Source organism: Streptomyces sp. NPDC049954, from assembly GCF_040656295.1.
Lineage (GTDB): Bacteria > Actinomycetota > Actinomycetes > Streptomycetales > Streptomycetaceae > Streptomyces.
In genome coordinates this window covers 1-21,421 of the sequence record NZ_JBFALS010000013.1, presented here as the reverse complement: position 1 = coordinate 21,421, position 21,421 = coordinate 1, and the positions used below count along the sequence as shown (strand labels likewise).

The following is a 21,421-nucleotide window of genomic DNA, read 5'->3' as shown; positions in this document are numbered from 1 at the left end:
TCCCTCAGCGTGTCTTGGGGTCGAGGGCGTTGCGCACGGCATCGCCGAACATGAGGAACGCCAGCACGGTCACGCTCAGCATCGCGGCCGGGAAGAACAGGATGTACTGGGCGTTGCGGAGGTAGTCCTTGCCGGCGGCGATGTCCTGTCCCCAGGAGATCGAGTCGGTCAGCCCGATCCCGAGGAAGGAGAGGGTGGCCTCCGCCGTGATGTAGCCGCCGAGGCCGATGGTGGCGACGACGATCACCGGGGCGACCGCGTTCGGCAGGATGTGCTTGAGCAGGATGCGCCAGGTACCGCTGCCGAGCGCCTTTGCGGCCGTCACGTAGTCGGCCTGCTTGACGGTGATCACCGAACCGCGCATGACACGGGCGACCTGGGTCCATCCGATGACCGCGAGGGCGAGCGCCACGACGGGGACGGTGCGTTCGGAGAAGGTGTTGAGGATGACCATCGCGCCGAGCATGAAGGGGATGCCGAAGAACACGTCGGTGATCCGGGAGACCAGCGAGTCGAGCCAGCCGCCGAAGTAGCCCGAGACCAGGCCGAGCAGTCCGCCGAACAGGGTGACCAGCACGGTGACGCTGACGCCCACCACGATCGACGCGCGGCTGCCGTGCAGGAGACGCGCGTAGACACTGCGGCCCTGGTGGTCGTAGCCGAGCCATTCCGCGGAGAAGACGTGCCCGAGCTGGGGCTTCTGAAGGAAGTGCCGGGTGAGGTCGCCGTCCCGGGGGGAGACGGAACCCGAGATGAACAGGTCGGGCTCCGCGCAGATCACGACCAGCAGCAGGATGAGCAGACTGGAGATCACGAACATCGGGCTGCGCCGCAGGTCGTGCCAGGCGTCCGACCACAGGCTGCGCGGTTTGCCGGGGGCCGGCTCCGCGGACTCCCCGGTGGCGACGAGGGCGTCCGGGGCGATCGCGGCGGAGGCGGCCACTGCGGTGTCGGTCTTCGAGGTCAGCTCAGGCATACCGGATCCTCGGGTCCAGGACCGCGTACAGCAGGTCGACGATCAGGTTGACGAAGAGGTAGATGAGGACCATCACGGTCACGATGCCGACCACGGTGGCTCCCTCACGCCGGCTGAGCGAGTCGTAGACGAGCTTCCCGACGCCCTGCACGTTGAAGATGCCCTCGGTGACGATGGCCCCCGTCATGAGGTTGCCGATGTCGATGCCGAGGAAGGTGATGACCGGGATCATCGAGTTGCGCAGCAGGTGTACGCCGACGACGCGACGCCGCGGCAGGCCCTTGGCGATCGCGGTCCGCATGTAGTCCGCCCGGATGTTCTCGGCGATCGAGGTACGGGTCAGCCGTGCCACGTAGGCCAGCGAGAGCGAGGCCAGGACGGTCGCGGGCAGGACGAGTTGGGTGGGGTCCAGGGAGTCCTGGACGGTGGGGGTGGTCCAGCCGAGCTGGGTGGCGAAGATCTGCTGGAAGACGAAGCCGAGCACGAAGGACGGCACCGAGATCAGGAGCAGGGTCACCACGAGGATGCCGCTGTCGGCCTTCTTGCCGGCCCGCATCCCGGCCACCAGGCCCAGGGTGATGCCGACGACGACGGTGAAGACGAAGGCGATGACGGTCAGCCGGATGGTGACGGGGAAGGCTTCGCCGATCACCTCGGCGACCGGCCGGCGGCTTGCTATCTGGGTGCCGAAGTCGCCTTGGGGCAGCCCCCAGAGGTAGTGCAGGTACTGCTGCCACAGTGGTTTGTCGAGCCCGTAGTCCGCCTTGATCTGGGCGATCTGGCTCGGGTCCACCGACTGCTCTCCGTACAGGGCTCGCACGGGATCGCCGGGCAGCGCGTACATCATGAGAAAGATCAGCAGGGTCGTCCCGATGAAGACCGGGATCATCTGGAGCAGTCGCCTCGCGACGTAGCGCCCCATGGGTTCCTCCATGTCGGTCACGGCGGAAGGGCCGACGGGCACGGGCGTCCACCAGGACGTCCCGCTGCCCGCCGGCCCCCCGCCGGCACGGTCCGGGAGCGGGCCGTGCGCGGCCGCTCCCGTATGCGCTCTGCTCGTTACTTCTTGACCTGGACCTCGGTCAGGACCGGGTCGCCGTTGTTGTCGAACCGGACGTCCTGGACCTTCTTGGAGTAGCCGTAGTTCGCCTTGTAGTACCAGAGCGGGATCGAGGGCATCTCCTCGAACATGGCCTTCTCGGCGTCCTGGTAGGCCGCGATGGCGCCGTCCAGGTCCTTCGCCGCGTCACCCTTCTTGAAGAGGTCGTCGATCTTCTTGCTGGCGAAGCCGGAGGTGTTGCCCGCCGCCTTGGACCCGTAGAGGTCGCGCATGAAGTTGACGTTCAGCGGGTAGTCCTGGACCCAGCCGCCGCGGTAGAAGGACTTGACCTTGTGCGCGTCACGGGCGTCGAGGTCGGTCTGGAAGTCGGGCTTGGAGTCGCCGGCGCATTCCACGCCGGTGGCCTTGCGGATGCTGTTGCACACCGCCTCGACCCACTCCTTGTGGCCGCCGTCCGCGTTGAACTGGATGAAGATCTTGTTGTCCGGGACGCCACCGCCCTCCTTGATGAGCTGCTTGGCCTTGTCCGGGTTGTACGTGAGGATGTCGCCCGCCACATCGGGCGAGTAACCGGCGACGCCCTTGGCGACGAAGCTCGTCGCGGGCTCACGCGTGTTGTTGAGGACGGTCTTGGTGATGGTCGGACGGTCGATGGCCATCGACAGTCCCTGGAGGACCTTGGGGTCGATGTCCTTCCACTGCTTCGAGTAGAAGGCCGGCGTCATGGACTGCACGGCGTTGTAGTCCTTGTCGACCGCGCGCTCACCCAGGTCCGACTTGCGGCTGGGAAGGTCCTTCGGGCCGATCTGCCGGATGATGTCGAGGTTGTTGGAGAGCAGGTCCTGGTAACCGGCCTCGACGGTGGTGTAGTTCTTGAAGATCACCCCGCCGTTCTTCGGCTTGTCCTCGCCCTGGTAGCCGGCGAAGGCGGTGACCTCGATCTGCTTCTTGTGGGTCCAGCTCTTGAACTCGTAGGGGCCGTTGCCGACCGGCTTCTCGCCGTATCCCTCGGGGTCCTTGAAGAAGCCGGAGGGCAGCGGGGAGAAGACGTCGTAGCCGAGCTTGTACTCGAAGTACGGGATGGACGAAGAGAGTTCGATCGTGAAGGTGTTGTCGTCGACCACCTTGAGACCGGACATCTCGGTCTTCTTCGGGTCGCCCTTCTCGGGGTGGACGTCCTCGAAGCCGGCTATGTCGGAGAACCAGAAGCTGTTGGTCTGGTTGTTCTTGATGTTGGCGGCCCAGTTCCACGCGTCCACGTAGGACTTCGAGGTCACGGCCTCACCGTTGTGGAACTTCCAGCCCGGCTTGAGCTTGACGGTCCAGGTCTTGGAGTCCGTCGTCTCGACCGACGCGGCGTTCGACTTGACGATCTGGCCCTTGTCGTCGAAGTCGACGAGCCGGGAGAACAGCGCCCGGATGACCTTGGAGCCGTTGGACTCCTTGGCGTTGGCGGGCTGCAGCGGGTTCTGCGGCTCGCCGACGTCGACGGAGAAGATCCCCTTGGGGTCGACCGCGGCCGTACCACCCTTGTCGTCCTTGTCGCCGCTGTCGCTGTCTCCGCCGCAGGCAGTCGCAGCCAGGGCGACGATGATCGCACCGGCGACCCACTTGGCGCTCTTGGCACCACGCATGGGTTCCTCCTCATGAGTCCACTTGTTCACTACAAGAGGGGGTACGAGTCACGTTGCCGACACCCCTGACGGCGACGCTTCGAAGTACCCCAGTGTGCTCGTGAGTCGGCGCTTCCCCCAGCGCGTGACCCATTGACCCGAGCTCTACGCGCCAACTATTAGGCATGCGATGAGGGGCCACCACACCCTTTTGGTCTCGGTTCGATCACGCCCGGTCTAAGCTTCTTCCAAAATCCGGACAAAAGGAGACCAGATAGATGGCCGCGAAACGGACTCGTTACACATCTATCGGTCACATCGTTCCGCTGAGCGGACAGATCGCGGGGGAAAACGGCTTGCGTCGCGCGCCTGGACCGGCTTGGATCACGCGGATTCACCGCGCCGGCCGGCCTCGACCGGGCCCGGCCGGGCATTTGCGCCATGCTACGCGCGTCCAGTCGGGCAGTCTTCACTTTCCCGCCACAACTCTTCGGGCGGAAATGTTCGTGCCGGGTCCCTGCGCGCCGCCGGAGGGCGCAGGGATCCGGCACGGGCTCAGGAGTGCGCCGGGGCGGCTGCGAACTGGCTGCGGCTTCGCGCCGGCATCCGACCTCATGTGGTGCCGCTACTGACAGCGCCGGCCCGCCGTGCGCGTGAGCGGTGCGCCCGCGACAACGCCGAGTGGCCCGGCACCCCCCGTGGGGTGCCGGGCCACTCGGCGTCAACTAGCCGCGTATCAGCCGTGCTTGGCGCGCGAGGCGGCGCGGCCGCGGAGCTTCTGGTCGAGGACGACCTTGCGGATGCGGACGGTCTCCGGGGTGACCTCGACGCACTCGTCGTCGCGGCAGAACTCCAGGGACTGCTCCAGGGAGAGCTTGCGCGCGGGCACCACGTTCTCGGTGGTGTCGGCGGAAGCGGCACGCATGTTGGTGAGCTTCTTCTCCTTGGTGATGTTCACGTCCATGTCGTCGGCGCGCGAGTTCTCGCCGACGATCATGCCCTCGTAGACCTCCGTGGTGGGCTCGGTGAAGATGACACCGCGCTCCTGGAGGTTGACCATCGCGAAGGGGGTGACGACGCCCGCGCGGTCGGCGACCAGCGAGCCGTTGTGGCGGGTGCGCAGCTCGCCGAACCACGGCTCGTGGCCCTCGAAGAGGGAGTGCGCGATGCCGGTGCCGCGGGTCTGGGTGAGGAACTCGGTGCGGAAGCCGATGAGTCCGCGCGAGGGCACGATCCACTCCATGCGGACCCAGCCGGAGCCGTGGTTCGTCATGGTCTCCATACGGCCCTTGCGGGTCGCCATGAGCTGGGTGATCGCGCCGAGGTGCTCCTCGGGGGAGTCGATCGTCATGCGCTCGATCGGCTCGTGGGTCTTGCCGTTGATCTGCTTGGTGACGACCTCGGGCTTGCCGACGGTCAGCTCGAAGCCCTCGCGGCGCATCTGCTCGACGAGGATGGCGAGCGCCAGCTCACCGCGGCCCTGCACCTCCCAGGCGTCGGGGCGCTCGGTGTCCAGGACGCGCAGCGAGACGTTACCGATCAGCTCGCGGTCGAGGCGGTCCTTGACCTGGCGGGCGGTGACCTTGTGGCCCTTGCCGCCCTTGCCGACCAGCGGCGAGGTGTTGGTGCCGATGGTCATCGAGATGGCCGGCTCGTCGACCGTGATGAGCGGCAGCGGGATCGGGTTCTCGGGGTCGGCGAGCGTCTCACCGATCATGATGTCGGGGATGCCCGCGATGGCGCAGATGTCGCCGGGGCCGGCCTTGTCCGCGGGCTTGCGGGTGAGCGCCTCGGTCATGAGCAGCTCGGTGATGCGGACGTTGGACATCGTGCCGTCACGCTTGATCCACGTGACGGTCTGGCCCTTGCGCAGCTCGCCCTGCTCGACGCGGCACAGCGCGATACGGCCGAGGAAGTTGTCGGCGTCCAGGTTGGTGACGTGGGCCTGGAGCGGCGCCGCCTCGTCGTACTCGGGGGCGGGGACGGTCTCCAGGAGCGTCGTGAAGAACGGCTCCAGGCTGTCGCTGTCGGCGGGGACGGTACCGTCGTCCGGCTTGGTCAGCGAGGCGACGCCGTCACGGGCGCAGGCGTAGACGATCGGGAACTCGATCTGGTCCTCGTCCGCGTCGAGGTCGAGGAAGAGGTCGTAGGTCTCGTCGATGACCTCGGAGATCCGCGAGTCGGGGCGGTCCGTCTTGTTGATGCAGAGGATCACCGGCAGCCGTGCGTCGAGCGCCTTGCGCAGGACGAAACGGGTCTGGGGCAGCGGACCCTCGGAGGCGTCGACGAGCAGGACCACCGCGTCCACCATCGAGAGGCCGCGCTCGACCTCGCCACCGAAGTCGGCGTGGCCGGGGGTGTCGATGATGTTGATGGTGATGACGTCTCCGCCATCCTTCGGGTGGTACTTGACGGCCGTGTTCTTGGCCAGGATCGTGATGCCCTTCTCACGCTCCAGGTCGTTCGAGTCCATCATGCGTTCGTCGAGGCTCTCCGCCGCGTGCGCGGCGAAGGAGCCGGCCTGCTTGAGCATGGCGTCGACGAGGGTCGTCTTGCCGTGGTCGACGTGGGCGACGATGGCTACGTTACGGATGTCGTGGCGCGTGGGCACTTGCGGCGCTTCTCCCGGATTCGTGGATGGCTGCGCGTCCGGTCCGGTACGCGCGCCCTGCCGGGCGGAACATGCCACGGCCTTACCCCATGGTACGGCGCCCGCGCCGTGGTGCTGGGCGCGGGCGCCGTCAAGGGGCCCAGAGGCCCGGGTCCGCCCGGGTTCCGGCCGGTCGGCGGCCTGCGGGCGGAGGCCGGGCCCGCTGTCTCAGGGGGTCTCGTAGTCCTTGTTCGCGTCGTAGCGCTGGGACTCGTCGTACTGGCTCAGGTGCTCGTACGTCTCGGCGTCGGCGGACTTCGAGGGGGCCTTCGAGGGAGCCTTGGCGGGGGCCTTGTCCTCGCGGTGCGCGCTCTCGCCGGTCCCGCCCTTCTTCGCGGCGGTCTCGTTCTTCGCGGCGGTCTCGTGCCGCTCGGTGGCGCTCTCCTGGGGCCGCTTCGCCGGGGAAGCGGCGGACGACGGGGACGATCCCGAGGACGAGGACGAGGACGAGGAGGCGGAAGCGGCCGGGGCGGAGGGCGCGGCGGGGGCGCCGCCGGCCGAGGCCTTCTTCACGCTGAAGCCGAGGTCCTGCCATACGGGCGTCGTGAAGCCGAAGGCGCCGGCGTTGACCACCTCGGGGCGGGCGGCGACCAGCTCGGGGCGCTGGTAGAGGGGGACGGAGCCGGCCGCGGCCCAGATGCGGGCGTCGGCCTTGCGCATGAGCGCGTGCGCTTCCTTCTCGTCGAGGGTGCCGGCCGCCTGGTCGAGGAGCTGGTCGATGCGGTCGGTGCCGACCCGGGTGTAGTTCTGGTCGACGTTGAGGGAGCCGTCCGCCGCGGGGACCGGCTTTCCGTAGACGGGCCGGGCGTCGGTCGCGGGGAAGGCGGAGCCGGGCCAGGAGTAGAGGGCCATGTCGTACTCGCCGGAGGCGACGTGGTCCTTGAAGAAGCCGGCCTCGGGGACCCGGGAGATGTCGGTGCGGATACCGATCTTCTCCAGCATCCCGGCGATCTTCTCCCCCACCGAGCGCAGTGTCTCGGTGCCGGCGCCGGTCGGCAGGACGAAGCGGAGCGTGAGCTGCTTCCCGTCCTTGTCCAGCAGGCCGGGGGCGCGCTGGGCACCGGCCGGGGGCGCCTGGGGGGCGGCGGTGCCCTTGGGCGCGTAGGCGCCGGGGGCCCCGGCGGCCTTGTTGAGGCCGCCCCCCTCGCCGAGGGCCGAGGCGAGCTTCTCGGCCGCCTTGCCACCCGCCTTCTCGCCGTCCTCGCGCTCCGTCTTCTTCTCGGCCTGCTTCTCGGCCTCGGCCTTCCTGGCCGGGGCCTCGCGGCCGGGCTTGCCGTCGTCCTCGGAGCCGTCGCCGCCCGTACCGCTCGCACCGGCCTCGGGGCTGCCGGACGCCGAGGGGCTGCCGGTGGGCTTCGGGCTGCCGGTGGCCTCGGCGCCGCCCGCCTTGCCGCCGGCCGCCTTCCGGCCGCCCTCCGACTTGGTCCAGCCGGCGTCGGCGAGCAGGGCCTGCGCCTCGACGGTGTCCTGGTCGCCGAGGGCGCCGCTGTTGTCCTGGTAGCCCTGCTGTCCGGAGAGCGCGAGGTGGCTGCCGACGGTCCGGGCGGGCAGGCCGAGCGGCTTGAGGACGAAGGTGGCGAGGGACTGCCGGTCGATGGCGCGGGCGACGGCGCGGCGTACCCGTTCGTCGGCGAGGGGGCCGCTCTCCCCGTTGAGGGCGAGCTGGGTGTAGGCGGGCTGCAGGGTCTTGCGGAGCCGGTACTTGCCCAGCGACTTCTGCTCGGCGGCGTACTTCGCGCGGGCCGTGTCGAGGACGTCCCGGCTCCTCTGCTCGGCCTCGGCGGCCTCCGTCTGCGAGCCGTGCGCGACGGCCCAGGAGCGCAGGGCCTCGGCGGGGGTGCGGCCCGCGCCGGGTCCGTGGGCGAGGGGCCCGCTCTCGCCACGGTCGCGGGCGGCCAGTGCGATACGGCGGGCGTCCTCGGGCTGGATCTCGGCGAGGTCGACGGTGCCCGAGAGCAGGGCCCTGGTGCGGTCGGCCGGGCGGATGCGGCGCAGTTCGACCTTGTCGAGCTTGGCCCTGGCGCCCCACCAGCGGGGGTTGCGGGTGAGCGTGACCTCGCCCTCGTCGCGGTCGACCCCGGCGACCTGGAAGGGCCCGGCGGAGACGGCGAGCTTGCTGCGGGCGCCGTCGTTGAAGGTGTCCGGGGAGCCCATGACCTCGCGCGGGTACAGCGGGGAGAACAGCGCGCGCCAGTCGGCGTAGGGCTTCGCGAAGGTGACCAGGACGGTGAGGTCGTTCTTGCCGCGCTCGATCTTCGCGATCCGTTCGTAGCCGGCGTTCCGCGCGGTCCAGTACGCGCTGCTCCTCCCGCGCAGGGCCTGCCACTGGGCGACGAAGTCGGGGGCGCCGATCTCGCGGCCGTTGTTCCAGGCGGCCTTCGCGCTGAGGTGGTACTCGACGACCTGCCGGGGTTCGGTGCGGACGACCTCGGCGGAGTCCAGGAAGTCGGCGGAGCGCACGGGCCGGCCCTGCTTGTCGAGGGTGAACATCGACGGCAGGACGGCGGAGGCGACGCGGGAGGTGGTGGCGTCCGCGTCGGCCTGGAAGGTGTTGAGGGTCGCGGGCACGGAGTCGACCGCCCAGCGCAGCGTGGAGCCCTCCCGGACCTGGTCGCGGGCGGCCGGGCGGATGTCGGGCCCGGGGCCCGGCGCGGCGGGGGCCGCCCGGTCGGAGTCGCCGCCGCACGCGGCGAGTCCCGGCAGGACGAGTACGCCGGTCGCGAGAAACGCGACGGAGCGGAGTCGGGGGCCGCTGCACTTCATTGTCCTGGTACCTCCGGGCTTGCCGCCTGTCCGATTACTGGCTGATCACATGTATTGCCGGTTCAGTGCGTTTCGCCGGTGGGATCACCTGTATGGAGGCAGATGTCGCGGCGGACGTGGGACGGCGGGGGCAGTGAGGACGAGAGGGGGCGAGAGGGGGAGGGGCGGGAGGGAGCCGGCGACCGGGGGCGCGAGGCTCGTGACGGGTCGGGCAGGCCGTCTCCGCTCCGAGGCCCGGACCAGGACGCGGAGACGCCCCGCACTCCCTCGGGCGCGAGGGCGTACGGGGCGCCGGGTACCGGGCCGGTGCGGCTCAGCCGAGGAGCTTGAGGACCGCCTCGGTGGTGTCGGTCTCGCCGAGCCTCGGGAAGACGCGCTCGACGCTGTTGGTGTGGGCCTCGGCGCTCATGTCGGTCACCGCGTCGGTCACGACGGTCACGTTGTAGCCGTACTCCTGGGCGAAGCGGGCGGTGGACTCGACGCCGATGCTGGTGGCGATGCCGGTGAGCACGACCTGGGTGATGCCGCGGCGGCGCAGCTGGGAGTCGAGGTCGGTGCCGTAGAAGGCGCCCCAGGTGTTCTTGGTGACGCGGATGTCCTCGTCCCGCGCGTCCAGCTCGGGGACGAGGTCGGCCCAGTCGGCGGGCGGCTGCTGGCCACCGCCCTGGCCCTCGGTGCGGCCGGGGGCGCCGCCGGTGACGTTGACGAGGACGACGGGCAGCCCCTTGGCGCGGAAGGCCGCGGCGAGCGTCGCCGAGCGCTCGACGATCTCGGCGGCCGGGTGCGCGGTGGGCAGTCCGACGATGCCCTTCTGGAGGTCGACGACGATCAGCGCGGTGCGCGGGTCCAGCGTGGTGGCGGTCATGGTGATGGTGCTCCTTGCGGAATCGTTCGGGGAACGGACGGGACGGACGGGACGAGTGGGGTGGGTGCGGGCGGGCTCAGGCGCGGGTGCGCAGGGCCCGGTCGGTCAGGGTGAGGACGACGAGGCCGGCGCCGAGGACGACGGACACCCCGGCCATGAGATGCATACCGGAGTCGCTGGCGTGCCGCCCGTAGGCGAGGGCGATGAGGCTGGAGGCGGTGATCGCGCCGATGTACTGCGCGGTGCGCTGGAGCCCCGCCGCCGAGCCGATCGACTCGGCGGGGGCGTGCTGCTGGACGGCGGCCTGGTTGCTCGTGCCGATGAAGCCCTGCGGGATGCCGAAGCACGCACCGACGAGCAGCAGGACGGCGAGCGGGGTGTCCCCCGAGACGAAGGCGAGCACACCCGCGCCGGCGGTGAGCAGGACGGCGCCGACGCCGAGCGGGGTGCGGATGCTCCGGGTGCGGGCCCCGGCCAGCGAGCAGACCAGCGCGGACAGCGACATCGGCAGCATGACCAGCCCGGACACCCCGGAGGAGAAGCCGCGCGCCTCCTCCAGCCACTGCGTGTAGCCGTACATCACGCAGTAGATCTGCAGGTAGCTCAGTCCGTGCCGCAGGTAGGTGCGGGCGAGGGGGCCGTTGCGGGCGATCATCCGGAGGTCGATGAAGGGCTCGGGGGTGCGCAGCTGCCAGGTGACGAGGGCGGCCGTGGCCGCCGCGAACGGGGCGAGCAGCCACCACACCGGGTCGGAGAGGTCGAGGAGGAAGAAGCACAGGAAGGTGAGCGCGGTGGCGAACAGCCCGATGCCGAGCGGGTCGATCGCGAGCTTCGGGCGCTCACCGGCCGCTCCGGCGGCGCGCGGCGGGTCGGCGGGGACCCAGACGAGCGCGAAGACGAGTGCGAGCAGGGCCATCGGGATGTTGACGGCGAAGATCGCCCGCCAGCCGAAGGCCCCGACGAGCACCCCGCCGAGGGTGGGCCCGACCGCCGTCGAGCCGATCCCGGCGAAGGAGAGCCGCGCGAGGACGGTACGCGGGGTGGGGCGCCCGAGCCGCCGGGACTCGTCGCGCAGTACGGACATGGCGGCGGGGTAGGCCGCCGACGTGCCGATGCCGAGCAGCAGCCGGGACACGACCAGCCAGCCGAAGTCCGGGGCGAGGGCGCCGACGAGGCCGGAGGCGAGGACGACGAGCAGACCGGCGAGGAAGACCCGGCGCGGACCGATCACGTCGGCGAGCTTGCCGAGCACGGGCTGCGCCACGGCGCTCGCGAGGTAGAGCACGGAGATGAGCCAGGCCGTGTCGGCCGCGCCGATCCCGAAGTCCCGTCCGATCGCCACCAGGGCGGTGGAGATCATCGTGGTGTTGAGCGGGTTGAGCAGCGAGCCGAGCAGCAGCGGGGTGGTCAGACGGGCCCCGAAGCCGGCCGGTCCGGTGCCGCCGGAGGCCGCGGTACCGGTCCGGGCCGCCGCGGCCGTACGGGGTCCGGGTATGTCCCCCTCCGGGCCGGTGCCCCCGGCGCTCCGGGCGCCTTCGGTGCTCCGGGCGCCTTCGGTGCTCCCGGCCGTCCCGGTGCTCCCGGTCTCGCGGCGGCTCAACTCTCCTCCACCAGCCGCTCCATGAGGGCGACGGACTCGGCGAGGGTGCGCAGTTCGGCGGCGGTGAGGTGGTCGGAGAGCGCCTGGGTCAGCCAGGTGCGCTTGGAGGCCCGCACCTCGGCGAGCACGGCGAGGCCCTGCCCGGTCACGGAGACGACGAGCTGCCTGCCGTCGCCCGGATCGGGGGCGCGCTCGACGAGCCCCTGTTCCTCCAGGTATCCGACGGTCCCGCGCATCGACTGGGGCCGCACGTACTCGGCGCGGGCCAGGGCGGCGGTGGTCATGGGCCCGCCCCGGTCCAGCCGGGACAGGGCGGAGCGCTGCGTGGGGCTGAGCAGTCGGTCGGAGGAGGAGGTCCGCAGGCGCCGCATCAGACGCCCCACGACCGCCGTCAGGTCGGCGGCGAGTTCCTTTTCGGAGACCGCGGCGAAGACCGCGGCGGGGGCCGTCTCGTGGACCGGGGCCGGGGCCTCGGCGGCGGCGTCGGATGTATCGGACATGTATCCGACCGTACGGGTCGACAGGTTGCCTTGCAAACTCACGGCGGGTGGCGGATCCGATCCGTGAGGTGGCGGAGCGGCGCTCCCGGCCGCGCTCCCGAGGGCACAGGGAAGGCCCCCGCTCGTCCACCGTGGGGGTGGGGACGTCGCGGGGGCCCGTGGCGCCCTCGGCGAGCCTCGGTGGGCTCGGTGGCTTCGGTGGGCTCAGTGAGCGAAGCCCCAGTCCAGCATCTTGGTGGCGTCGTCGAAGCGGCCCGTGTCGTCCCCGAGGATCGCACCGACCAGGGTGCGGTTGTCCCGCTTCGCGGCGAAGACGACGCAGTACCCGTCCTCCGGACCGCTGCCGGTCTTGATGCCCAGGGCACCGTCGTAGCTGCTCAGCAGCGTGTTGGTGTTGGTCCAGGTGTAGTACCGGGTGTGGCCGTTGGCCGCCGGGGCCTCGGCCTTGTACTCCGTGTCCTTCACGACGTCGGCGAACACCGGCTTCAGCATGGCGCGCTGGCCGAGCTTGGCCAGGTCGCGGGCGGTGCTGTGGTTGTTGCCGTGCGAGATGCCGTCGAAGGTGTCGAAGTGCGTCCCGCTCAGGTTGAGTTGCTGCGCCTCGACGTTCATCTGGCGGACGAAGTCGGCGATCCGCGCGTCCAGGGTGTCCCCGGAGCCGAAGCTGTCGGCCAGGGCCATCGCGGCGTCCGCGCCGGACGGGAGCAGCATGGCGTGCAGCAGTTGTTCGGCGGTCAGCGTGTCGCCGGTCTGGAGGTCGGCGGTGCTGGCGCCCTCCTTCTGCACGTAGTCCCGGTACTCCTGCTTCACCGTGATCCGCCGGTTCAGCCACTCCGGGTGGTTGAGCACCACCATGGCCGTCATGATCTTGGTGGTGCTGGCCATCGGCACGCTCTCGTCGGCCTTGGCCCCGCCCCACAGGTCGCGTTCCTGGCTGCCGTCGCGGGCGTCGAGCAGGAAGGCGTGGTCGGCGTCGACCTGCGGAGCGGCCTGGTCCTTCGGGTCCACGGACTGCCGCTGCACGTCCTGGGCCGGGGTGGCCCGCACGGTGGCCCCGCCCTGGGCGTCGTTGTCGTCGGCGGAGTGGGTGGTGGCCCCGGGGGTGGCCGCCTCGGCGAGCCCGACGGCGCTGAACGGCAGAGCGGCCCCGACCAGTGCGACCGTGGCGAAGCGGACCCCGGTGCGGTGGATCCGGCTGGGTCGGGCATGGGCACCCATAGGCGTCCCTCCATCCGGCGGAGGACGCCGGTGCGTAGTCGAAAATCGGTTTACACCGAACCTACTCGCGTGACGAGATCCACTGTCAAGGCGGCTCTGTCGCAGCCGCGTAACAGGGCTGACCTGTGTGGAGATGTCTTGCAGGTGACTGGTGGACCCTGTGCCCCCCTCGCGTGCGGCGTCCGGGCGACTGCCCTGCGTCACCGGCGCGCTCACGCGCGTCCGCCCGGAACCGGCCGCCGAATCCCTTGCCTGCGGCGCCGGGGCGACGGGACGTCAGGCTCCGGTGGTCCCGTCCGCCAGTTCCCGCAGCAGGTCGAGGTGGCCGTTGTGCCGGGCCGTCTCCTCGATGAGGTGCATGACGATCCACCGCAAGGTCACGTGCTGCCCGCCGCGCATCGGCCGCACGGCCTGCTCGTCGAGGTCCCGTCCGGCCACGAACTCCCGGTAGCGCGCGCTCTGTTCCTCGTACTGGCGGAGCAGGTCGGCGAGCGGGACGTCGAGGGCGATCCGCATCTCGCGGTCGGGGTCCTCCTCGGTCCACGGGCCCTCGTCCTCCTTGCCGAGGAACACCACCTCGAACCAGGAGTACTCGACCCAGTAGAGGTGACTGATCAGCCCGCACATCGTCATGAGCGGCGAACCGGGCAGCGGCGCGCTGCGCGCGTCCTCGGCGGACACCCCGGCACACTTCGCGCGGGCGGTGTCGCGTACGTAGTCCAGGAAGGTGGCGAGCGAGTCGCGTTCGCTCCAGCTCGCGGGCAGGTCGGTACGGGGGCGGGCGGCGGGCTGCGTGGGGAGTTCTGTCCCGGTGTCTGTCATGAGGCGCCACTCTGCGGGGCCCGGCCCGCCTTGTCGAACCAATTAGCCGACGGCAGTTCGGCCGGACGGGGCGGCCGGCCGCCCCGGGCCCTTGCACAGCTGACTCCCTTGTGCGAAGGTACCGGCCTCGGACAGCTACCCGGTGCTGCCACCTCATCGCCGGGGGCGCGACCCGCGCCTCGTCCGGGACACCTCCTCACTCTCAGGGAATGAAGTCCATGAACCCGGCGTCCTCCAGCGGCCGCCGTCGGCACTGACCGCTCTCTGCCCGTACGGCAGTTGACGCGTCTCTGCGTGCCTTCCTCACGGCGGCCCCACAGCGGCCCGGAAACAGCTCCGGCGTTTCCCGGCGACGGCCGGCCCGTCCTTCCCGGACGGCGGCCGAACCCCTTCGGCGCGTCCGCGACGCGCCCGCCACCTTCCGCAGCACCGTGAGGTCTTCACCGTGGACATCTCCGTCCAGAACTATGCCGTAGCCCATCTCCGTCGCCGTCCGGTGATCGTCGAGACGGGTGGTTTCGTCGCCGGTTTCGACCCGGCCACCACCAGCCCCTCCGTCAACTACGCGACGCCGCTGCCCGGTTCCCGTCCGGGCGCGGCGGACGTGGCCGCCCTGATCGCCGCCTTCCGGGAGCGCGGGCTGCGGCCCCGGCTCGAATTCGCGCCCGGTACCGCGCCCGCAGTCGAACCCGCCCTGCGCGCGGCCGGGTTCACGACCGAGGAGGAGCACGTCTACCTGGTGTGCACTCCCCGGACCCTGACCGCCCCTTCGGACCCGGCCGGTCCGGTGGTGGAAGTCCCGTGCCGCGACGCGGAGTTCGCGGCGATCGACGCCGCCCTCTCCGCGGCCTTCGGGGACGTCTTCCCCGCGTCCGCCGAGGGCGCGGCCCGCCTGCGCCGGACCGAGGAGGACGGCGGGGCCGTGCGTTTCGTCCGCGCCCCGGACGGGGGTGTCGCCGGGGGCGCCGGGGTGTCGGCGCCCGCCGTCGGCACCTGCGAACTGTGGGGCGTGGGCACGCGGCCCGCCTTCCGGGGCCGGGGCATCGCGTCCGCCGTGACCGCCGCCCTGACCGGGGCCATGTTCGAGCGGGGCGCGGAATCGGTGTGGCTGGAGTACTCCGGTGAGGGCTCCCGGCGGGTGTACGAACGGCTCGGCTACCAGCCGCGGGGCAACCGTCTCTACCTGGCGCTGGACGAGGAGCCTCAGGGCTGATCCGGCAACGACGGGCGGGCGTCGGCGACTTCGGCCGGCGCCCGCCCGTGGGTACTCCCGCGCGCGCCGGGGCTCAGGCCCGGCGGCCCCAGCCCTCGCGGTAGGCGCGCCAGTCCCCCGGCCGCGCGGCGAAGTCCACGTAGAGCGCGAGCCCGAAGCGGCCGCGGTCGCGGTCGGTCCTGCCCAGGCCCAGCCGGGCGCCGCGCACCGCGGCCCGCGCCGTCTCGGCGGCCTCCCGGTGCCCCCACTTGTTCTCGTGGTAGAAGGGCAGGCCCATCAGCAGATCCGTGCCGGGCGGGGTCGCTTCGAGGGCGAGTTCGGTCTGTTCGGCGACGTAACCGCCGTACAGGCTCTCCAGCGGCATCGCCGTGTCGTACGACATGACGGCGATCTGGTCGACGCGCCGGGCGACCTGGCCGAAGAACTCCTGCGTCCAGTACTTGGGGTGGCCGCTGACCGCGCCCATCACGGAGTGCAGCGCGGGCAGCGGGTCGATCTGGTGCGCGGCGACCGACAGCGGTACGTGCCGCTCGCCGGTGAGCTTCCGCAGGCCGTCGAGCAGCGCGAGGTAGTCCTTGTCGCCGGAGTGCACGGGTTCGAGGTCGTAGTGGAGGCCGCCGAAGCCCGCGTCGAGGACCTGGCGGGCGCTGCGCAGGACGGCCGTGCGGGTGGCCGCCTTCGACAGCCGCATGCCGTCGGGCGTCTCGGTGGCGAGGACGTCGCCGAGCCAGGCCTGCACCCGTACCCGGGGCAGCCGTTCACGCATCCCGTCGATGAGCCGACGGGCCTCGGGGTAGAGGGAGGCGGGCAGCGTCCCGTCGTGTTCGAGGGGCCCGGTGTGCACGTACACGTCGCGCAGGCCGGTGTCCTCGATCTGTGCGACGAAGGCGTCCAGGTCGGCGTCGGTCTTGCGGCCGTCCACCCACGCGTGCCCGATCCAGATCGCGTCGCGGCCCCGGGTGCGGGTGGACTCGCCGGGGTCGCCCGCGTAGGAGAAGCGCAGGTAGACGGCCGCGCTCAGGGCCGGTACGAGGAGGAGGACGGCGAGGCCGAGCGCGATCCACTTGGGTATGCGCAGCCTCCGGTGGCGCCACACGCGCAGGAACCGGTTGTCGCGGCCCGCCCCTTCACGGCGTCCCCCGCCCGCCGGGCCCTCGTCGACCTCCCGGCCGTCCCGTGGTCGTGCCGTCTCCAGGCCCATTCCGCGCCCCCCTCACCCCTGCCCCGGCCGGGGCAGGGGCACGCCGTGGCCGGGCGGCACGGACGGCCCCCGGCAAGGCGCTCAGATTAGACCAGCGGGCCAGGACGGCCCTGTCGCGGATCACTGCCCGGGGGCCGGGGGTCAGAACAGGCTCAGCAGCGCCTCGGTGGGATCGGCGATCTTCTCGTCCCCGTCGGGCAGGGCGAGTTCGAACCACACGGTCTTCCCGTGCGGGGTGCGGCGCGAGCCCCAGGACGCGGAGAGCAGGCCGACGAGCTGGAGGCCGCGGCCGCCCTCGTCGGTGTCGCGGGCGCGGCGCCTGCGCGGCTGGACGAGACCCGCGTCCCACACCTCGCACACCAGGGTGCGGTCCAGCAGGAGCCGCAGCCTTATCTCGCCCTCCCCGTAGCGCAGGGCGTTGGTCACCAGTTCGCTGACCAGCAACTCGGTGGTGTCGGCGAGGGCTTCGAGGTCCCAGTCGGCGAGCTGCGCGCGGGCGTACTCGCGGGCCCGGCCGACCGAACGCGGCTCCCTCGGCAGCGACCAGTCGCCCACGGCGTTGGCGGGCAGTCCCTTGACGCGGGCCATGAGCAGGGCGATGTCGTCCTCCCCGTGGTGCGTGTCGAGGCTGGTCAGGACGTGGTCGCAGGCGTCCTCCAGCGGCAGCGCCGGATCGGTGAGCGCGTTGCGGAAGGCCTCCAGGCCCTCGTCGAGCGGCTGGTGCCGGGACTCGACGAGCCCGTCGGTGTAGAGGGCGAGCAGCGCGCCCTCCGGCAGTTCGACGGTGACCTCCTCGAAGGGCTCCCCGCCGACGCCGAGCGGCATGCCCGGGGGCATGTCGAGGAGCAGCGCGGGCCGGTCGGCGCCGCCGGGTTCGAGGACGACCGGCGGCAGGTGACCGGCGTTGGCGAAGGTGCAGCGCCTGGTCACCGAGTCGTAGACGGCGTAGACGCAGGTCGCGAGGTAGACCTCGGCGAGGTCGGTGTCCTGGTCCTGGAGGGCGGCGCGCGTGGTCTGCTGCGGGGAGCCGAGTCCCTGCGCGATCTCGTCGAGGTGCGAGAGGACGTCGGCCGGTTCGAGGTCGAGCAGGGCCAGGGTCCGCACGGCGGTGCGCAGTTCGCCCATGGCGACGGCGGCCCGCAGTCCGCGCCCCATGACGTCGCCGACCACGAGGGCGGTGCGGTGGCCGGGCAGTTCGATGACGTCGAACCAGTCGCCGCCGACCTCGGTGGCGGTGGTGCCCGGCAGGTAGCGGCAGGCGATGTCGAGTCCGGCCGCCTCGGGGTCGCCCGGGGGCAGCAGGCTGCGCTGGAGGATGAGGGCGCGTTCGTGCTCGCGGCGGTACAGGCGCGCGTTGTCGATGAACACGGCGGCGCGCGTGGCGAGTTCCACGGCCAGTGCCCGGTCGCGTTCGCCGAAGGGTTCGCTGCCCTTGGTCCGGGCGAACTGCGCTAGCCCGACGACCTTGTCGTGCGCGACCATCGGCACGGCCAGGGTGGACTGGACGAGGTCGCCGTCCTTGCCGGGCAGCAGCCGGGGCCGGGCCGTGCGCAGGACCTCGGCGCGCGGCGAGCCGGAAGGGTAGCGGTGCACGGCCCCGACGCTCACGGAGGCGGCCCCGCCGTGGCCGGAACCCTGCCGTCCGGTCCCGCCCGGTTCGTGTGGATCACGCCCCTGCCGTCCGGCCCTGGCCCTGGCGTACGGGTCGGCGGGCCGCTGCGCTCCCTCGGTGCGCCGCCCGACGGTGAACGGGCCCGCCGGGGACGCGCTCCAGTCCTGGAGGCGCTCCTGGTCGCTGCGGGCGTCGGGCACGGACTCCACGGACTCCACGGACTCGCGGGCGGGGCCGGGCCCCGCGCCGTGCGGGAGGCCGGGGGCGCCGGTCACCTCGCCGGCGGACGGCGCCCCGGCAGCGTCCGTACGGTCGCGCTCGCCGCCCCTCTCCCCGGAGCCGCTGCGGCTCACGTCCCCGTTTCCGGCGTTTCCGATGTTTCCAACGTGTCCGGCGTTTCCGGCGTCCGCGCCGGTACGGGCCCCGGGGACCTGCGGGCGGTCGGGGACGGGGGGCGGGGCCTCGGGCTCGGGGGCCGTGCGCTCGCGCAGGAACGGCAGCAGGTCGGACACGGCGCTCGCGAAGGCGACCCGGCGCAGTTCCCCGCTGCCGTCGGTGAGGCCGGGGGCGCGGTCGTCGCCGGTCAGGAGCCCCTGGTAGAGGTCCACGGAGGCGAGGTCGCAGAAACCGGGGACGGCCACGTCGAGCAGTTCGCGCGCGGTGGTCTCCAGGTCGAGGGAGTTGCCGATGCGGGAGCCGGCCTCGTTGAGCAGGGCCAGGTTGCGGCGGGCACTCGCGGCCTCCCGGGCGGCGGCCTGCCTGCGGGTCACGTCGGTGGCGAGCGCGGCCACCCCGAGAGGCCGTCCCGAGCCGCCGTGCACGCGGTAGAGGTCGATCGACCAGTCGTGCCGGTCGCCGCCGCCCGGGACGCGTCCGGCGAGCGTCAGGTCGTTGAGCGCGCCGCCGCGTTCCAGGACGTGCCGCAGCGCGGCTTCGAGCCGGTCCGCCTCACCGCCGGAGAGGTAGTCGCGGGCGGTGCGGCCGCGATGCCCCTCGGGCCGCTCGCCGAACACGGAGGTGAACCGGTCGTTCACGCGCAGTACCCGCAGGTCGGTTCCGAAGAGCACGAAACCGAAGGGAGATTGGCCGAAAATCGCCTGCGAGGCGGCGAGGTCCGTCTCGATGCCGCGCAGCACCCGGACGTCCACGGCGATGCAGACGGCGGCGGGGTCGTCACGTTCCGTACGGGTCGGCATGACGTAGATCTCGGCGAGCCCGTCGACGGATCCGGCCGGGTCCGCGCGGTGCCCGTGGGCGGCGGGGGCCTGGGGGTCCGCGCTCATCCGGAAGGGGACGACGCCGGTCCACTCCTTGCCGTCCAGGATCTCGGCCATCTTGCGGTGGCCCCGCACCCGAAGCTCCGGGGGGACGAAGGCCTCGACGGGGTCACGGCCCACGACTTCCCCTGCGTCCACGCCGAACAGGCGCGCGGCGCGCTCGCTCCACTGGTCGACCGTCCCGTCGGGACCGATCGAGAAGGAGGCGACCTTGATGTAGTCGTAGATCGAGCCCGGTGGGCTGCTCTGCCACACGATGTCACCCGGCGCCCGCCCGGAGGCCGTCGCCTTCGCTGGTATATCGCTCACGCGAACCGTCCCCTCCAGCTCGCCGCGTCCGGAACCAGTACCGGCGGCGGCTTCCCGCAGTATCCAGCACCACGGGCCCGCACAAAACGGCGTTCACGATCACAGCACGATCTCGACGGTTTCCGGCCCGCCCCGGAATCCCTCCTGGAGATCGACGCTCCCTGTCTTCTAACCAGCGGCAACGCGTCTTAACCCGAAGGACGGCGGGACACCGGCGCGGCCCGTGTCACGACCGCCCCAAGGAGCCCGGACGGGACGCGGAAACCTGCCGCGGCACGCACAGGGAGCGCGCGGGGGGCGCGGCACGGCGCACAAGGAGGCACAAGGGGCACAGAGGTCACGACGGCACGGGCGGGTTCCGCGCCGCCCGGCCGGACACCAGGCGGCAGCCGCGGCGGTCACGCGCGGGCCCGCCCGGACACGGAGCGGCAGCCGCGGACGGAGACGCGCAGGCCCGGCCGGGGGGCGGGCGCTCAGGCCGGGACGGGCAGTTCGCACCACACGGTCTTGCCCCGGCCCTCGGGGGCGGCGTTGGTGCCCCAGCTGCGGGACTGCCTGCTCAGCAGGCGGATGCCCCGGCCGTGCTCGTCGTCGGGGTGGGCCGTGCGCTCGCGGGGCGCGTCCGGCACCGGGTCGGAGACCTCCACGAACAGGCACGATCTCCGCCTGCTGAGCCGGACCCCGATGGGGCCGTGGGCGTGGCGCAGGGAGTTGGTGACCAGCTCGCTGACGATCAGCACGGTGACGTCGGCCATCAGGGAGAGGTCCCAGTCGGCGAGCTGGGTCCGTACGACGCCCCTGGCCGCTCTCACCACCCCGGGATCAGCCGGAAAGGTCCATGCGGCACAGACGCCCTCGGTGTCGATCAAGCCGATCACTTCCCCAGAAGACCCTCAGCGGAGAACCTTTCAGGGCCATCAATAGCCCCATACCCGTCATTTCAGACTAATTACCCCCCGCTTGGCGGGCGGATGGCTCGAATGGCGCAGTGTGCGGGCTTCCGGCGGGCGGAGGGGGCGGCCGGGGGTCAGGCTGGGGACGTCTGTGCGTCCGCGCGCCGGAGCCCGGAGCAGCCCGGAGTCTCGTTTCACCACCCGGGCGAGTGGCCGCGCTCAGCCCCTCGTCAGCCCCTGCCAACCCTCGTCAGTCCTTGTCGGCCCTTACCGGCCTTACCGGCCCTACCGGCCTTGTCAGCCCTTGAAGGACCATTCCTCACCGGCCGGGACGTGCTCTTCCGGGGCGGGCAGCCGGCGGGCCGCCTCGATGACGGCCGGGCGGTCCTGGTCGAGCCAGTCCACGGACCAGATCTCCCCGGCACCGAGCCAGCGCAGTTCGTCGTGGTCCTCCAGCGGTTCGGGGGCGGGCTGTCCGGGCAGCGGGCGGGCGGCCCAGACGTGCAGCACGTACCCCGGCTTGAGCGGCCATCGCCCCGGGAGCGGTTCGAGCGCCTCGGTCTCGACGCCGAGTTCCTCGCGCAGCTCGCGGACGAGCGCCTGCTCGGGCAGTTCCCCGGGTTCGACCTTGCCGCCGGGCAGCTCCCAGCGCCCGGCCAGCTCCGGCGGGGCGCTGCGGCGGGCGGCGAGCAGCCGCCCGGCGTCGTACAGAGCGGCCCCGACCACCACGATCTCCTGAGTCATGAAACGGACCCTAAGGGCTGTCCCGCAATTCCTGGTGGATCAGCGCACGGCGTCAGATGCGGTGCATCGCAAGGCGGAGAAGCGCCCGCATACTGGATGTATTCG

The 21,421-nt window shown here is 71.7% G+C and carries 15 protein-coding genes; 1 reads left to right on the top strand and 14 read right to left on the bottom strand.

What is annotated here, in order from left to right; translation table 11 throughout:
• Positions 1-4: 4 nt before the first annotated feature.
• From AB0J21_RS26190 to AB0J21_RS26145, 10 genes are all read right to left on the bottom strand, one after another.
• Complete coding sequence (locus tag AB0J21_RS26190; protein WP_363148562.1) at positions 5-976, bottom strand: ABC transporter permease; 972 nt, start codon at positions 974-976, stop codon at positions 5-7.
• Positions 969-1,898, bottom strand: a complete 930-nt coding sequence (locus AB0J21_RS26185) for an ABC transporter permease (RefSeq protein WP_363148702.1) — start codon at positions 1,896-1,898, stop codon at positions 969-971. The genes AB0J21_RS26190 and AB0J21_RS26185 overlap by 8 nt, the downstream gene beginning before the upstream one ends.
• Positions 1,899-2,035: 137 nt before the next feature.
• Positions 2,036-3,670: an ABC transporter substrate-binding protein gene (locus AB0J21_RS26180; RefSeq protein ID WP_363148561.1), complete on the bottom strand. Its 1,635-nt coding sequence runs from the start codon at positions 3,668-3,670 to the stop codon at positions 2,036-2,038.
• Between the two features lie 715 nt (positions 3,671-4,385).
• A complete protein-coding gene (gene typA, locus AB0J21_RS26175; RefSeq protein WP_363148560.1) occupies positions 4,386-6,260 on the bottom strand; it encodes a translational GTPase TypA in 1,875 nt (624 codons plus the stop codon).
• A gap of 207 nt (positions 6,261-6,467) precedes the next feature.
• Positions 6,468-9,062: an ABC transporter family substrate-binding protein gene (locus AB0J21_RS26170; protein WP_363148559.1), complete on the bottom strand. Its 2,595-nt coding sequence runs from the start codon at positions 9,060-9,062 to the stop codon at positions 6,468-6,470.
• A 313-nt stretch (positions 9,063-9,375) separates the two neighbouring features.
• Entirely contained in the window at positions 9,376-9,927 is a 552-nt protein-coding gene (locus AB0J21_RS26165) for an isochorismatase family protein (protein ID WP_363148558.1), read from the bottom strand.
• 76 nt (positions 9,928-10,003) lie between these two features.
• On the bottom strand, positions 10,004-11,287 hold the full coding sequence (locus AB0J21_RS26160) for an MFS transporter (protein ID WP_363148701.1): 1,284 nt from the start codon (positions 11,285-11,287) through the stop codon (positions 10,004-10,006).
• Positions 11,288-11,523: 236 nt separating this feature from the next.
• Positions 11,524-11,898, bottom strand: coding sequence for a MarR family transcriptional regulator (locus AB0J21_RS26155; protein WP_363148700.1), 375 nt, complete (start codon positions 11,896-11,898; stop codon positions 11,524-11,526).
• 333 nt (positions 11,899-12,231) lie between these two features.
• Positions 12,232-13,245 carry a serine hydrolase gene (locus tag AB0J21_RS26150; RefSeq protein WP_363148557.1) on the bottom strand — a complete coding sequence of 338 codons (1,014 nt, stop codon included), beginning with the start codon at positions 13,243-13,245 and terminating at the stop codon, positions 12,232-12,234.
• A 276-nt stretch (positions 13,246-13,521) separates the two neighbouring features.
• Complete coding sequence (locus AB0J21_RS26145) at positions 13,522-14,067, bottom strand: DinB family protein (protein WP_363148556.1); 546 nt, start codon at positions 14,065-14,067, stop codon at positions 13,522-13,524.
• Between the two features lie 445 nt (positions 14,068-14,512).
• Between AB0J21_RS26145 and AB0J21_RS26140 the strand changes: the two genes are divergently transcribed.
• On the top strand, positions 14,513-15,280 hold the full coding sequence (locus AB0J21_RS26140) for a GNAT family N-acetyltransferase (RefSeq protein WP_363148555.1): 768 nt from the start codon (positions 14,513-14,515) through the stop codon (positions 15,278-15,280).
• A gap of 73 nt (positions 15,281-15,353) precedes the next feature.
• On the opposite strand, the gene AB0J21_RS26135 is transcribed toward AB0J21_RS26140, so the two are convergent.
• From AB0J21_RS26135 to AB0J21_RS26120, 4 genes are all read right to left on the bottom strand, one after another.
• Positions 15,354-16,481 (bottom strand): hypothetical protein, encoded by a 1,128-nt coding sequence (locus AB0J21_RS26135; protein ID WP_363148554.1) that lies wholly within the window; start codon positions 16,479-16,481, stop codon positions 15,354-15,356.
• Between the two features lie 141 nt (positions 16,482-16,622).
• Positions 16,623-19,679, bottom strand: a complete 3,057-nt coding sequence (locus AB0J21_RS26130; protein WP_363148553.1) for a SpoIIE family protein phosphatase — start codon at positions 19,677-19,679, stop codon at positions 16,623-16,625.
• A 473-nt stretch (positions 19,680-20,152) separates the two neighbouring features.
• Positions 20,153-20,557, bottom strand: a complete 405-nt coding sequence (locus tag AB0J21_RS26125) for an ATP-binding protein (RefSeq protein WP_363148552.1) — start codon at positions 20,555-20,557, stop codon at positions 20,153-20,155.
• 312 nt (positions 20,558-20,869) lie between these two features.
• A complete protein-coding gene (locus AB0J21_RS26120) occupies positions 20,870-21,316 on the bottom strand; it encodes a (deoxy)nucleoside triphosphate pyrophosphohydrolase (RefSeq protein WP_363148551.1) in 447 nt (148 codons plus the stop codon).
• Between the last annotated feature and the right edge of the window lie 105 nt (positions 21,317-21,421).